A 14,975-nucleotide genomic window follows, 5' to 3' on the forward strand; every position below is an offset into this window, starting at 1 on the left:
TTCGTCAATTTTTATAGATTTCTTCCACCGGACCGCCCAGAATCCGGTTGATGTCCGACATCAGTTGTCCGAACCGTCTTTCCGCCTCCAGGTACTCCCGAAGCTCCGGATTGGAACGCATCTCTTCCATGAGCCGGTTCAGTTCTTCTTCTTTTTCTTCCCCCGGTGTTCTTCCCTGCATCTGAAGCGTCTGCAGTTCCATGGAAAGTTCTCTGAACCGTTCCATGGTCTGCCGTTGTTCTGGATCGCGGCTGATCTTCTCCCATGCTTTCGCCAGTGCCTTCATTTCATTGGAACGGCGGAGCGCCCGGGCCAACTCATACGCCTTGTCATATGGATGTTCCACAGACACGTTTTACCCTCCCCCTTCCCTAATGCATATACCACGAATGAAAGAAAAAAACCTTCTTTTCAAAAGACGGTTCCGCATTCCAGTATAGCACGAATCCACCGGAGAAAAGCCATCCCCCCCGGCCTGAACGCTACGGTCGACGCCCCTTTTATTCACCGCAAAATACATGCCCACATACTCTATAGCAGTCACATTTCGCGGAAGGGGATCCCAATGGGGCACGCAAGAGTTGTTATCCAAGTCATGTCAGAAAGCCACTTCCCCCCTCATGCCAACATGATCATGAGCCAGTCTCTCGCCGACCGCCTCCGTCTTCCCAACCAACCGGTGTGGGTCACTCTGGGGATCGCCACGGACACCGCCTTCATCCAGCTGAGCCGCAACCCGAGCCCTCTCATCCGGATCAGCTCCCGTTTGGCAGAACGGTTGAAAATCCAAAACCAGAAAACCCTGAACGTCCGGTACGATTCCCGTAACCGGCGCCTCCATTTCGGTCCCCTTCTGGGCGTTCTGATCAACCGGAATGTAGAAGGAAGCAACAAACAGCTGTTCGGACTCATGGCCCGTTTTTTGGAAGAGTGTGCCCTGGCATCAACGCAGAAAGGGGTCTGTCTGGTTGTTTTTCCTCCCGAGAACATCCACCTCGCCAGGAAAACCGTTCGCGGATGGGAGTACCGGGGCAACCAATGGCTCCAAACCGAGTTCCCCCTGCCCGATGCCATCTACAACCGGATCACGTCCCGGCGGATCGAGCGGCAGCCGGAGCTGCAGCAAAAGCTCCGAACCCTGAAAAACACCTGTCGCATCCCCTTCTTCAACGAAACCTTTCTCAACAAACGCGAGGTTCACGAGCTGTTGATCCAGGATGAGAAAATGCACCGTCTTCTGCCGGAAACCCAACCGTACCATCCGGCGAGGTTACGGAATATGCTGGAGAAATACGGTGTGGTCTACCTGAAGCCGACCAACGGGAGCCTCGGGCAGGGGATTATCCGGGTCACCGTGGCGGGGGGGAGATGGGTCTGTCAATACCCGGAGGCCTCACGGACCGTGACCCGGATGTTCCACCGTCGAAAAGAAGCGCTCAGACATCTCCGGCGCCGGGTTTCCCCTCGATACATCATCCAAAGGGGGCTCAATCTGGTCACCTGCGACGGCCGTCCCGTCGATTTCCGCGTCCTGGTCCAGAAAAACGGCAAGGGGCAATGGGCAGTCACATCCATCGTGGGGCGGATCGCCAACGACCAGGATATCGTATCCAACCTGGCCCGCGGCGGTACCCTCCGGAAAGCCGCAGACGTCCTGTCCTCCGTACAAGCGATCAACAAACCAACGATCCAGCACCTGCGTCAACGGGCCTTGGAAATTTCGCAAACCTTTGAACAGCTCTCCCAAGGACACTTCGCCGAATTGGGGGTGGACCTGGTTCTGGACAAAACGGGACACCTGTGGTTGATCGAACTCAACTCCAAGCCTTCCAAAACGGACGAAACAGTAACCAACCCCTCGACAGCCATCCGGCCATCCGTCAACCGGCTGATCGAATACGTTACGTATATCACTGGTTGGGCTCCCTGTCTGACGGCTCCCAACGCCGTTCCGAAACCCCGGCGACCCGACCGAACCAGGAGGAAAAGGCGATGAGTCCGACTGTCTATACATTGGGGGTGATCAGCTGCCGGTCTGCGCAAAAGACGCCTCCGTTTCAGGAGACGGAGTACCTGAGGGCACTTACCAAGGAGGGAAAACCCCAGGGGATCCGGCTCATCACCTTCACGCCGATGGAGGTGGACTGGAACACAAAAGTTGTAACCGCCTGGAGGTATGACCTTTCCTCCGGGAAGTGGAAAAAGGAACGGCATCCCTTGCCTCCTTTGATTTACGACCGTTGTTATTATCTGAATACCCGACAATACCTTGCTTACAAACCATACGTCTCCCGGATCGCCCAGTGTCCGGGGGTCCAGCTGTTGGGAAAACCCCTGGGAGGGAAATTGCAAACCCACGAGATGCTCCAAAAAAACCGATCGTTGGTGCCATACCTCTCTCCCACTTTCCGTCTTCGGTCCCCGACGGACATTCTGCTCGCCCTGGAGAAAAACACATCGGTCCTGATCAAACCCAACGGGGGGAGTCACGGGAGAGGCGTGGCGGCGATCACCCCCGAAGGAAGCTCGTACCGGGTGCGGGGTCGCTCCATAGCCAACCGGTGCTTCCACCTCTTGCTTCCTAAAAAAAAGGCGCTCATTCAGTGGGCACGCCGGTTTACCGGGCAAACACGATACATCATCCAACCGTATCTCCAACTGACCACAGGGGACGGAAGACCCTTCGATCTCAGAATTCTGGTCCAGAAGGATCAAAACGGCAGCTGGACCACCACGGGAATGGCTGTACGGACAGGAAACCCAAACTCGTTGACCTCCAACCTTCACGGAGGAGGCAAAGCGGAAAAGGCCCTTCCTTTTCTGAAAAAGCATTATCCTCCGACCATGGTATCGAAGATTCTGGATTCCATTCGTTTTCTTTCCACCCACATACCCAAAGAAATCGAGAGACAACACGGGAGACTGCTGGAACTTGGACTGGATGTGGGAATTGACCGCCAGGGGCGGGTATGGTTTTTGGAAGCCAACTCCAAGCCCGGTCGAAGCGTTTTTCTTCTGACCGGCGAAAAGGAAATCCGGCGGCGTTCCGTTCAAATGCCGGTGCAGTATGCCCTGAGCCTGTTCCGCAGTCTGACAGGAGGGTCGGTATGAGCTCTGTGATCTGCCGTATTCAACCATCGGCCTCCGGAAGTCAGCATGCTGTCGGACTGTCGCAACTCCTGATGAAGGAATGGGGATGTCAAAACGGCCAGTCCATCAAGCTTCGGATCGGCAGCAAAAGCATGATCACCCGGGTCATCGGTCTTCGAAGAAAAAAGTGTGTCATCGTCCTCTCCCGTTCGATTGCGGCTCAACTGAACCTCCCCTTCTTCGGAGAAACACGGGCCGCCTACCGCAACAAAGAACTGCGCCTTGGCCCGGTCCTCGCCATCCTGACCACCGGTTTTTCCGGATCGGGGATCACTCCTTTCGGGGCCCGGTCCGCTTTGTTCCGAAATTTTTTGCTCGCGTCCAGAGAAGAACGGCCCTTTTTTTACGTATTTACCCCGGAGATGGTCGACTGGACCAACCAGGTGGTCTCGGGTTGGTTTTACCGGAAGGATGGATCCGGCACCTACCGCTGGATGCGCAGACCAGCCCCTCTTCCGGATGTGGTCTACGAACGGGTCCCCAACCGGAAAGCAGAAGCCGGAACCCCGGTGAAAAATTGTAAGGCCCGCCTGCAAGCCATCGGAAAGACCCGGATCTTCAACCAGGGTTTTTTCAACAAGTGGCAGGTTCACGAAGCCCTTTACAACCACCCGCTTACCTTGGAAAGCATTCCCGAGGCGCACCGCTCTCCCACTGTGGAAACCATCCGCGATATGCTGGAGCGCTATAAGATGGTGTATCTCAAGCCCAGCGGGGGAAGTCTCGGGCTGGGCATCTCACGGATCACCCAGAGTCCGGACGGGGGGTACTATTGCCGGTTCCGGAACGGGGATCAAAACATCCTCCGCAAGTTCCGCGCCTTGAGTCCGCTCATGAAGCAGATGTTCGGACCGCAGATGAAACGGCTCCCCAGCTACATCGTCCAGCAGGGCATCCGGCTGATCAAATATCGGGGAAGCCCCGTCGATTTTCGCGTCCATATGCACAAAGACAGAATGGGAATGTGGAAAGTGGTCGGTCTCGGGGCGAAAGGAGCTGGAGCCGGGTGCGTCACCACCCATGGACGGACCGGCGGTTCTCTCCTGTCCGCCCAGGAGGTCCTGGCATATTGCTTTCCGGGTCAGGAGAAGGAGATGGAACACCGGATCCGGGAAACTTCGATTCGGATCTGCACCGCTTTGGAGAACCGGGTTGGAAAACCGCTGGGCGAACTGGGACTGGACATCGGTGTGGATCAGAACCGGAGAATCTGGCTGTTCGAGGTTAACGCCAAGCCCGGCCGACATATTTTCAAGCATCCGTCCTTGGCGGAATCGGGAAGGCAATCCGCCCGATGCATCACGGAATACTGTCTGAAACTGGCGCAATTTTAGAAGGGGGGAATGAGATTTTGAACTCCTTCCCGAAAACGGGATGGCTGGTCTTTACACCGGATGGAAACGGACCGGTTTTTATTCCGCGGCGGAGGATCACCGGTACGGACGCCGCTGCTCCGGTGACCATGAACCTCGGGGCCCGTTTGAAAAAAACCGTATCCATCCGGCGAGCGAATAAAAAGTTCGTCCATCGCCCCCTGATGTGCCCGGCACGGTTGAAGGAAATTCAAGGGGGGGAATGGAAAGCGGGTCCTTTCATCGGAATCCTGACTTCGGGAACGTTGAAAGGGTTTATGGGCAACCGGTCCAACTTTATCGACCTGATCCGAACGGGGCGGCGAATGGGGGTTACGATTTTTGTCCTCACCCCCGAAGGGTTGAAAGAAGGGGCCCATACTGTGCAGGGATTCCTGCTGAACCCGGGTGTCAATGGAAACCGCTGGGTGCCGGCCACTCTCCCGATCCCCGATGTCGTCTACAACCGCATCCCCAGCCGCAAGCTGGAAAGCCGGGCCCAGGAACAAAAAATACTGGCCACGCTTTCCAACATGACCGGTGTCAGTCTGTTCAACCCGTCCTTCTTCAACAAGTGGACCCTCCATCTCCACATGCAACGCTCCCCCCGCCTGGCCCGTCTCCTTCCGGACACGGCTCGGTGGAACGGTGGGAAACTCCTGAAGGAAATGGTGACAAAACATTCCACGCTCTTTCTGAAACCCGTGGAAGGGAAAGCAGGACATGGAATGATCCGGGTGACCCGGAAAAACCGGGGCTTTGAAATCGTCTTTCAAACGCTTCAGGGCAAATATCATTACTTCGCCGGAAACCTGCAACAACTGAAGAAACGACTGATCCCCCTCACCCGGGAAAGGAATTACGTCCTCCAGCAGGGCATCGATCTGGCACGCTACGGGGGAAGCCCCTTCGATCTCCGTGTGCTGATGCAGAAGGACGGAACCGGACAGTGGAGCAACACCGGAATCGGAATCCGCGTCGCCGGCAAAGACGCGATCAGCACTCATGTCCCCATGGGCGGTTCCATCGCCGGCTCCCCGGAGGTGCTGAGAAGCCTTTTCGGTTCACAGGCCCCGGCCATCACAGCAACCATCCAATCGACCTCCCTGGAGATCGCTTCCCATCTTGAACAGGAAGAAGGCAAAAATCTGGGGGAGATCTCGATGGACCTGGGGATGGAAAACGACGGCCGGCTCTGGTTTTTCGAAGCCAACGCCAAACCGATGAAGTTCGATGAACCGGATATCCGGAAACGCTCCCTTCAGCGCCTGATCCAATATTTTCTGTACCTCAGCGGGTTTGCCGGCGACGACCGGAGAGGGGGCTGATATCATGGTCCGCGTCGTGTCGATCCACCCCGCCCTCTTCCGTCGACTTCGACCGGCCATCGTCCGCTTTTCCCAACGGTACGGGGACCGGCGCATCACCCACCGCGCCCTGAGGTGGCTGAAAAACCTGAACGCAAATCCTTTTCCGGAGGGGACCTGGATGGCGGCCGCCATTGACGGAAAAAAATTGGTGGGATTCATCCTTTTCGGCTCCTACGGCCTGGAGGAAGCTTACATCGTTGTCCATCCGGGCCACCGGAAGCGAAAAGTGGGCGAATCGTTGTTGGAGCAGGCATTGAGTTCCCTGGACCGGATCTACACCCGGGTCGCCTGCGACAATATCCCCAGTCTGAAACTCTGCTTCAAATCGGGGCTGGTGGCCTTCCACCTGATCACCGGCCCCACCGGTAAGCCCACCCTTTGTCTGGGGGGCGGCAACTGGAAGGCGGAAGAATTCCGCAAACACGGTGAAGTTGATGAACCATGATCTGCCTCCTTTCCCCTCCGACGGGAAAGGGGATTTTTTATTTGGGGTTGAGCCGGCATTCACCAGCCGTCCGGTTGTGAATCGTCACCTTCTTCCTTTTCAATCTTTTCGAGCACTTTCCGGTATTGGTGTGTCTGTACTCCACAACCCCGATGAACGGCAGAAAGGGAAACAGTATAAAAAATACAGTCATTCCGACCTTATGAAAAAAAAGTCCGATCTGACCGGGGATGACAAAGGACAGAATGATACACCCACCTGGAAATTCGCTTGTTCAGGAATGCTGATAATACGAATCCCCTCTGTGTCTACAGTAAGAAGCTTGCTTTTTCTGTGGACTTAGAGGGGATAATATCCATCTTGAGGCTTGTATTCGAGTATATTCTCCAGGTCGCTAAAGGGCACTACATCAAATCTTTCCCCGTGCACGGATGGTTCGGATGAGGCCTTCACAGCCGGCCTCCACCAATCGATAGGTTTCTTCGAAGTGGCCGGTAAAGTAGGGGTCCGGCACTTTGGTATAGTTGGGATCACCGATGAAATCGGTTAACCGACAGAACCGCTTGTCCGTATACCCAGCCAGCTGTTCGATGGAAGCCATGTTCTTATCTTCCATCACTACGATGTATTCGAATCGGGTCAGGTCTTCATTGTTGATCTGCCGGGCTTTGATTCCTTCGTAGGAGATCCCTTGCCGGGCTAGAATGGCTCGTGTCCCGTGATGAGGGGGGGCCCCCACATGCCAATCCCCGGTACCGGCGGAGTCAACGTGAACCTTCTCCTCCAGACCCTGCTGACGGAGTTTGTGGCGTAGGACCGCCTCAGCCATCGGGGAGCGGCAGATGTTACCCAAACATACAAATAAAACCGATACCAATCCTTAACACCTCTTTCTGGATTTCCTTCATCTTAGACATACGATCGGTAATTCTCGCTTCGAGCAATGATTTTGCAATATCTCAGCCCTTTTTCATCCTTTTCTTTCCAAGTGTGTGTCCGTTTGTTTTTTCGTCTGATGGAAACATAATAATATCTATCTGTTGAGTAAATCTTATATCCTTTCCTGCGAAGCCTTTGTTGAAATATGATGTCTTCACCCAGCGTTCGTGCTGGAAACTGTACATGAGGAAACACATTTTTTTTAAATACAAACGTGCCCCCGCCTACATGATTTGTATACCGGTTTTGTTTATGGGGTCTAAATACAGCGATCAGCTTTTTTCCTTCAAAATAGGTGGTATGTGCGTCTTTCCCTACCAATGAAGCGCGTGTGGTTTTTAAAGCATGCACTGCCTGAGTTAAATATTTTGGTGCGTAGTAATCATCGTCATCAAATTTTGCGATGAAGGAATACCTGGCTTTTCTGATCCCGAAATTAAGACACACCCCCAAAGGGACCCCTGGTATTTGATAAACACGAACATTATTAAAATTTTTCGCCATCTGCAACCATCTGTGGAGGTCCATGTTTTTTCGGTTTAAGATAATGATCAGCTCTTTTTTCTTAAACATTTGTCTGGCATAGTTCTCGTAAACATTGTGTATTTGATTGGGCCTTATTGTACAGGTGATCACCGAAACGCCTTCCATCTACATTAACTCCTTTTTTGCATAAGATTTGTAATCCACTGTGCGGGAAATGATTTTACACTCTCTCAGCACTTTCTCATCCGTTCCTTTCCACGTGTGTGTCCGTTTGTTTTTTCGCCTGATGGAAACATAGTAATATCTGTTAGTTGAATAGATCTTATATCCTTTCTTGCGAAGCCTTTGTTGAAATATGATGTCCTCACATAGATTTCGATCTGGAAACATAACATAAGGAAAAACATTTTTTTTTGAATACCATTGTACCCCCGCCTAAATGAGGTCCAGGCATCTTAATCTCATACAAAAATTTGCTTTCATGATGGGGTTTCCTGATGGCGAGTGTTTTCATATTTTTGAAATAGGTGACAGTTCCCCCTTTCCCTACCATTGAAGCGTTCGTTGTTTTTAAAGCATGCACAGCTTGATTTAAATATTCTGGGGCATAGTAATCATCATCATCAAATTTTGCGATGAAGGGGTATCTTGCTTTTCTGATCCCGAAATTGAGACAGGCTCCCAATGTAGCCCCAGGTATTTGATAAACACGAACATTCTTATATTTTTTTGTTACCTGCTGCCATTGGAGGAGGCTCATGTTTTTTCGGTTTAAGATAATGATCAGCTCTTTTTTTCTAAACATTTGATTGACGAAATTCCTGAGAATATTGTGTATCTGATTTGGCCTAATCGTACAAGTGATCACCGAAACACCTTCCATTTTATTTAACTCCTTCAGATGTTAGTTAATGGCTTCACACCCTCAGTATTATCGGATTGAATCTGTCGGTCCGGATTGCTCGCGCAGTATGCTGTTGGATAGTTGCCGGCAGAGAGCTGTGCGTATCGGAAACAGCAGGTTCAGATTCCCCATTGTATCGGTAGACCCGCTTCACTCCAAAAGACCTCCTCCCAATACCTTGTCATCCTGGTTCCCCATTGAACACACAACTCTGAGGAATGAATGGGAATCTCTTTTGCCACCTTTACTGCCAAATAAGGCAGGTTAACGCCGGCCGCTGTGCAATGTACAATGGTTCCTTGTATCCGGGGATTGATTTCGATAATTTTAGGTTGTGTGTCTTTATCCCTACATATTTGCACGCCGATATTCCCATGCAAACGAAGTTCTCTGACAATACGCGAAGCATAAGCAATCACATCATCTTCTTTAACGATTGTACTTTTGACGGAAATCCCGTTGACGATCGCTTCCCTCAACCTTGGAATCGCAATAATGACTTCCCCGTCTCTGGCCAATAGATCAATACTGTATTCTTCACGGGGAAGATATTCCATGACAATCGTCTCCGGAATCACCGAGCAATCGCTCAAAATACGAAAGAGTTCGTGATCACTGATATACGCGGAATTGGGCTTTTCATTGAAGAGTGGATTCAAACGATTTTTTTGCGTATCGAGAATGCGAAATCCCCTGCTTCCATCGGAAACCACTGGTTTAAAACATACTGGATGATCAGGGTATCCCAATTCATACAGCGCTTTGCGTAATCCTTCCACTGAATTGACAATCACAGATCGGGGAGTAGGAATCCCTTTCTTCTTCAGGGTGTGGATTAAGGTTCCTTTATTCATCACTTGCATCACACGATTGTATTCGGAAACGGAAACTACGGTCCCTATCTCCTTGAAACGGTGGAGATACTTTGCAAACCGGGGTAACTCCTTGGATACCAAAGGGAGAATGATATCCACGTTCTCAGCTGAACACAAACTTATAAGTCTTGGAACAAAGTCAGGTTCCGCGGCCTCGGGGCCGATGAAAAATTTGTCAACCATGACCTGGCCGACCGCATGGGGATTTATATCGATCCCGATAATACGAAAATCATATTCCTTGACGGCCCGCAGAGATTTAATCACTCCTGGAGCTCCTGGGGAACCCACCCCCGTCAGGAGAACCGTCATCGGTTTTGGCATTTGCAATATCCCCCTGTTCGGCTCATAGTACATACTCATGGTACATAATAGAAAAAATATCAGATGTTGATTGGACTACAGTTAATTTGGTTTATTAACCAGGGCATTTCTAACACACCATACCCTCGTATTCGCAATATATTATTGTAATAGAATCGGGGGTGAAAAGATGGGAGCAATCCAATACAACCAACAAAAAGTGCTTATTTTAGCCCCTCATGCAGATGATGAAATCATCGGATGTGGGGGAGTGATTCAAAAATATTTAAAGAGTAACAGTATCGTCCGGATCGTTATTGCGTCGTTCGTTAAAGGGAAAAGCCAAAAGTATGATACAGATACAAATAAATATGTAATTTATGATGGCAATGTCCGTTTAAATGAATTGAACAAATCACATGCCATATTGGGGATTAAAGATTACTGCTTTTTATATACAGATGAGGAAACAGAACAGTATCACAGTCGGTTGGATATGATTCCCAGAGTTGAATTGGCATCCAAGATAGAAAAAGAAATCGAAAGCTTTCATCCCACTGTGGTTTATATCCCCAGCAAAACAAAACATCAGGACCATACCGCTCTTCATCGAGCTGCCTTGACGGCAACCCGACCCTATTATTGGAACGGATCGGTCATTATTTATGAAACGGACGGAGAGATTGGTTTCCAACCTCATCTGTACATCCCGATGAGTTCAGAGGAAGCAGAAAAAAAAGCAGACGCATTAAATATATATAAAACTCAATTGGGAACCAAGCGACATCCCATCAATCCGGAGTCTCTACTGACCAAAGCGAAGTTCAGGGGACAGTCGATTTACCGTGATTATGCGGAAGCATTCCAAATTTTCAGGCTGCATGGATAACCAAGAGCACACTTAATATACTGAAAGATTTAAGCCTTCAGGGGGTAATGGAGTGAACAGCCGCGTGTTCCTCGAAACATATGCTAATGTCCACCTTTAATCCAAAGGGCTGTTCCGACATCTCTCTAGCAGAGGGTTGGGTGTACCGTGGGGCACATTGGCTGGCCAACTCCACCACGGTCGCGATGTCCCCCTTCGAAATGGGAACCAGCAGGGATCATTTTTAAGTGCGTCCTTTGCTTGACGAATGGATTCGGTAATAGAATCTGGCGTACTGACGGGCGGTATGATCCCATGAAAAACTGCGTTCAGCCAAAAGACGGCCATTTCTGCCCAGCCGCTCTCTTAAAGCGGAGTTCGCCGAAAGATGCAGGATGGCGTCTGTTAACTCATGTTTTAAACGAGAGGGTTTGATCAGGATGCCGTTCACTCCTGTTTTTACCGTTTCCCGAATACCGCCGATGGCGGTGGAGATGACGGGCTGGCCCGAAGCCATCGCCTCCAAATTCACCAATCCCAAAGCTTCCGGTCCGATTGAGGGAGTGACCACCAGGTCCGCCAATGCGTAATACCGGGGCATCTTCGTTGGATGGATGGTTCCGGTGAACCGGACGTGCGGGTGGATCGACCGCGCCATCTGTTTCAATTTCCTCACATACCGCGTTTCCCTGTTTGAACCATATCGGCTCCCGCCGGCCACCATGCAGAGAATCCGTGGATCCTGTTTTACCGCTTTGATGATGGATTCCAGCAATAGGTGGACGCCCTTGATCGGAATCAGCCGGCCCGCGAACAGAATCACGGTCCGACCCGTTACAACGAAGCGGGAACGGAGGCGGCAGCGAATGCGTTTTCCCTTCTCGCTCCAACGAGATATATAATCTCCTGTGTCCACCCCCAGATGCACGGGGCGGACGGGGGTGGACGTCCTGTAACGGGACAAGAGGAGTGACCGGAGATAATGGCTGTTGGTCAGGATGAGATCGGCGCTGTTCAGACAGTCTTGTGGTTTCCGACCTCCCAACGCGAGGGGATTCAAAAACAATAGGGAATGCATACCGAGCAAAACGGGGCAGGGCAACCGTTTTTTGAGAAGAGGGACGAACGCAGGCCGGTTCTCCACCTGGACGATGTCATGGGGGAACTTTTTCAGATACCGAATGCAGGAATGAAGATAACTTCTTTGCGAGGTGTCTTCCAACCGGATATACGTGACGCGATTCCTTGTCTCCTTGTCTTTCAACCCGGGAAAACGTTTTCCCAGTACCGTTACGTTCCAGTGTGCAGGCAATCTGCCCGCAATATTCGTGATCGCCGTTTCCACTGAACCACCGCCATATTGAACCGGGACGGGGAAACTTCCCGGACTGATGAAAGCGATCCGCATATAGCCGTCTCCTCCCCCTGGGAATTTCCTGTATTGTATGTGGCGACCAAATCGGTTGTTCACACCGGCGAATCCCCCAATTGAACGGCCATTCTCCCTTTTTTGGACGGAAGTCCAGGCATCCTCCCTCCCTGGTAATATAATAAGTATCAATTTAGTCTGATGGGGAGAGGGTACTGGAATGAACCGTTCAAAAAACGTGGGAATTTTGTTGTCGTCACAACTATTGCACCGCATTCGCGCCGATCTTGCCACGCATGAACGGGCGAAACTCTATTTTCAGTTCGGGAAGCGGCTAGGGTTGCAGCCCATACTCTTTGACCTCAGGGGTCTTGACCTGACGAACCGCCGGATCAGGGGCTATGTCTGGCATCCGACTTTCCGGAGTTATATTCCTGTTCACCGTCCTCTTCCCCCTGTTGTGCACAGCCGTGTGCTGGGGTATTCGCGGAAGTTGACCCGTCTCTCACAGAAGATGGGGAAGCGGTTGTTCAACCCACCGGTCCGACGCGATAAAGTATTCATTCATCGATTACTGTCCCGAAATACAACGGTTCGGCCCCATCTACCAGCTATGATACCGTTAACGGAAACCACGAAAGCAGTCACGTGGATCGATAAGTACCCTGTGGTTTTTATCAAGCCTGTGATCGGCTCACTGGGTCATCACATCATCCGGATCGAAAATATGGGGAAGAAATCCTTTCTTGTTCATCCATATAGAGGCAAGAAAACCCGGATGTCCGCCTCCGGATTGGCCCGATACCTGGGAACCCTCAAACAACGACGCTACTATATTCAGCAGGGTATACCGCTGGCCCGTTTCAACGGGGCTCCTTTTGACTTTCGGGTTTCTGTTCAGAAAGGGCGTTTCGGAAGATGGGAAATCAGCGGGATCGCGGCGAAAGTGGCCAGGGAACAAAGCCATATGACTAACATAGCCCAAAACGGGAAAGCGATGAGGGCCTGGACCGCGCTCAACCGTTGCTTTCCTAAGCAACGAATCCAAGCCATCCTCAATCGGATTTCCCACCTCTCCATAGCAACCTGCCAAGAGTTGGAGAAAACCTGGCCCGCATTCGCTGATGCCGGGTTAGACGTCGGGATCGATCAAAAGGGGCGCCCCTGGTTAATCGAAGTCAATTTTCGTGATTTACGCATCATTTTCCCATTAGCCGGTGACAAAAAAATGTTTCATAGGACGTATCTTAATCCCCTTTATTATGCTGCCTTCCTCCGCCATTAAGCGGCTAGCTCGGAGTCAGTACAGACCCACAGCTTGATTAACACCAAACTGGAAAACCTACTGCCCATGATCGACAGCTAGACCTCTTCTGTCATCAAATCCATGATGGAACCGGTATTTTACCCCAGTGCAAGAGTCCTTTGTACCACCATGGTGGATTTTTGGACAAAACGGATGAATCCTCTTGAAAAAACAGCACCCCCGACAAGGTTTTAGTCTTGTCGGGGGTCGATTGTTCTTCTGTGTTTTTCAAATATCGGTTCGTACGTACCGCATTCTTGGCCCTTCTCTCAAAAAGGGATCATTCGTTCTTAGTACTCCGCTTCGTTTCATATTTATCCCGTTGTCCTGTTTTCTTCGGCTTTCAGGAAACGCTTGATGTACCCGAATCCCATCAACTTCTTGCGATTTTCGTCCCATATGCGGAAGTTGAGAGATTTCAGACTGGATAAAAGCGTAATAGAATTCACACTCTGGAACATCGTATTCTTTTTGTGAACATGGTGCAGGTAGTAGTTCGGAACCCGGGGGCTCAAATGGTGAATATGGTGGAAGCCGATGTTTCCCGTGAACCAATGCAGGATCTTCGGCAGCTTATAGAAAGAGCTCCCGCGGAGCGCCGCCTCCACGTAATCCCATTTTTCGTCTTTCTCGAAATAGGTCCCTTCAAACTGATGTTGAACGTAGAAGAGCCAGACACCGGCCAAACCCGAAATCAGAAAGATGGGTCCCTGAATCAACAGGAACTCTTTCCAACCGATGCTCCAACAAAGCAACCCGGCGACAGCGGCGATTCCGAGATTGGTGATATAGGTGTTCATCCGTTCCTTCCTCCGGGCTCCCTTTCGGTTGAACCGGTATTCAATGAGGAAAAGATATGTGGGCCCGAGACCGAACATCACCAACGGGTTCCGGTACATGCGGTAAGCCATTCGCTTCAGCCGCGGCAATGCCAGATATTCCTCGACTGTCAACGTCCAAATATCCCCCGTGCCGTGCCGATCCAGGTTACCGCTGGTAGCGTGGTGGACGGAATGACTGTGCCGCCATTGATGAAACGGACAGCAGGTCAATATTCCGGTAAGCGTTCCCAACACCTCGTTCGCCTTCCGGTTCGGGAAGAAGGAACCGTGACAGCAGTCATGAAAGATGATAAAAATCCGGACCAACAAACCGGCTGCCAAGCAGACCGGGACCAAGGTAAGCCAATAGGACACCGAAAGACTCAAATATGCAAGATACCAAAGCAGAAAGAAGGGAACGATGGTATTGATCACTTGCCAAACACTTCGCTTCACATCGGGCCTCATGTAAGGAGCGATGATTTTCCGCCAGTTTTCATTCCGGTTGTTTTCTTTATCCAAAAAATCCTCTCCCTGATTCAATGATGGAATCTATTTCCATCTTTTCTTTTTTCTCGCAGCTGGATGACCGTTAACCCAGTGAACAGGGACAGTATAGCACAAATCGCGGTATCTACCCATCCCGCGTTCACTTTTTGTGGGTCGTCACTTTCCCTTCGACTCCCCCCGACTGAGCTTCACTCCCTCTTTTCCCTGCCTTCAGCAGAAGCCCAGTTTCGCTTCTTCGGGTTTCCGCTTTTATGCATGATGAATATACCTATTCAGA

The 14,975-nt window shown here is 51.0% G+C and carries 14 protein-coding genes; 7 read left to right on the plus strand and 7 right to left on the minus strand.

Going from position 1 to position 14,975, the window contains the following annotated elements; genetic code table 11:
• Positions 1-4 precede the first annotated feature (4 nt).
• Positions 5-352 carry a YlbF family regulator gene (locus C8P63_RS04275; protein ID WP_108022096.1) on the minus strand — a complete coding sequence of 116 codons (348 nt, stop codon included), beginning with the start codon at positions 350-352 and terminating at the stop codon, positions 5-7.
• A gap of 243 nt (positions 353-595) precedes the next feature.
• On the opposite strand from C8P63_RS04275, the gene C8P63_RS04280 reads away from it, so the two are divergent.
• From C8P63_RS04280 to C8P63_RS04300, 5 genes are read left to right on the plus strand one after another with little or no spacing between them, the layout of a single operon-like run.
• Entirely contained in the window at positions 596-1,996 is a 1,401-nt protein-coding gene (locus C8P63_RS04280) for a YheC/YheD family endospore coat-associated protein (RefSeq protein ID WP_170109493.1), read from the plus strand.
• On the plus strand, positions 1,993-3,111 hold the full coding sequence (locus tag C8P63_RS04285; RefSeq protein WP_108022098.1) for a YheC/YheD family endospore coat-associated protein: 1,119 nt from the start codon (positions 1,993-1,995) through the stop codon (positions 3,109-3,111). The genes C8P63_RS04280 and C8P63_RS04285 overlap by 4 nt, the downstream gene beginning before the upstream one ends.
• Positions 3,108-4,484 (plus strand): YheC/YheD family endospore coat-associated protein, encoded by a 1,377-nt coding sequence (locus tag C8P63_RS04290; RefSeq protein WP_170109494.1) that lies wholly within the window; start codon positions 3,108-3,110, stop codon positions 4,482-4,484. The genes C8P63_RS04285 and C8P63_RS04290 overlap by 4 nt, the downstream gene beginning before the upstream one ends.
• Positions 4,485-4,501: 17 nt before the next feature.
• Positions 4,502-5,830 (plus strand): YheC/YheD family endospore coat-associated protein, encoded by a 1,329-nt coding sequence (locus C8P63_RS04295; RefSeq protein ID WP_170109495.1) that lies wholly within the window; start codon positions 4,502-4,504, stop codon positions 5,828-5,830.
• Positions 5,831-5,834: 4 nt separating this feature from the next.
• The gene (locus tag C8P63_RS04300; protein ID WP_108022100.1) at positions 5,835-6,317 is read left to right on the plus strand and encodes a GNAT family N-acetyltransferase; all 483 of its coding nucleotides are present in this window, start codon (positions 5,835-5,837) and stop codon (positions 6,315-6,317) included.
• 409 nt (positions 6,318-6,726) lie between these two features.
• Here C8P63_RS04300 and C8P63_RS04310 read toward each other — a convergent pair whose 3' ends face one another.
• From C8P63_RS04310 to C8P63_RS04325, 4 genes are all read right to left on the minus strand, one after another.
• On the minus strand, positions 6,727-7,194 hold the full coding sequence (locus C8P63_RS04310; protein ID WP_108022102.1) for a low molecular weight protein-tyrosine-phosphatase: 468 nt from the start codon (positions 7,192-7,194) through the stop codon (positions 6,727-6,729).
• 32 nt (positions 7,195-7,226) lie between these two features.
• On the minus strand, positions 7,227-7,907 hold the full coding sequence (locus C8P63_RS04315; RefSeq protein ID WP_108022103.1) for a glycosyltransferase family 2 protein: 681 nt from the start codon (positions 7,905-7,907) through the stop codon (positions 7,227-7,229).
• Positions 7,908-8,106: 199 nt separating this feature from the next.
• Positions 8,107-8,625, minus strand: coding sequence for a glycosyltransferase family 2 protein (locus tag C8P63_RS04320; RefSeq protein ID WP_108022104.1), 519 nt, complete (start codon positions 8,623-8,625; stop codon positions 8,107-8,109).
• Between the two features lie 140 nt (positions 8,626-8,765).
• A complete protein-coding gene (locus C8P63_RS04325) occupies positions 8,766-9,845 on the minus strand; it encodes an ATP-grasp domain-containing protein (protein ID WP_170109496.1) in 1,080 nt (359 codons plus the stop codon).
• A gap of 169 nt (positions 9,846-10,014) precedes the next feature.
• On the opposite strand from C8P63_RS04325, the gene C8P63_RS04330 reads away from it, so the two are divergent.
• Positions 10,015-10,713: a PIG-L deacetylase family protein gene (locus C8P63_RS04330; protein WP_108022106.1), complete on the plus strand. Its 699-nt coding sequence runs from the start codon at positions 10,015-10,017 to the stop codon at positions 10,711-10,713.
• 223 nt (positions 10,714-10,936) lie between these two features.
• Here C8P63_RS04330 and C8P63_RS04335 read toward each other — a convergent pair whose 3' ends face one another.
• Positions 10,937-12,100 (minus strand): glycosyltransferase family 4 protein, encoded by a 1,164-nt coding sequence (locus C8P63_RS04335; RefSeq protein ID WP_170109497.1) that lies wholly within the window; start codon positions 12,098-12,100, stop codon positions 10,937-10,939.
• A gap of 475 nt (positions 12,101-12,575) precedes the next feature.
• On the opposite strand from C8P63_RS04335, the gene C8P63_RS04340 reads away from it, so the two are divergent.
• Positions 12,576-13,346, plus strand: coding sequence for a YheC/YheD family protein (locus C8P63_RS04340; protein WP_245920695.1), 771 nt, complete (start codon positions 12,576-12,578; stop codon positions 13,344-13,346).
• A 335-nt stretch (positions 13,347-13,681) separates the two neighbouring features.
• On the opposite strand, the gene desA is transcribed toward C8P63_RS04340, so the two are convergent.
• Entirely contained in the window at positions 13,682-14,710 is a 1,029-nt protein-coding gene (gene desA, locus C8P63_RS04345) for a Delta(5) desaturase DesA (protein ID WP_281258676.1), read from the minus strand.
• Positions 14,711-14,975 lie beyond the last annotated feature (265 nt).

This window comes from Melghirimyces profundicolus (assembly GCF_003054245.1).
Taxonomy (GTDB): Bacteria; Bacillota; Bacilli; order Thermoactinomycetales; family DSM-45169; genus Melghirimyces; species Melghirimyces profundicolus.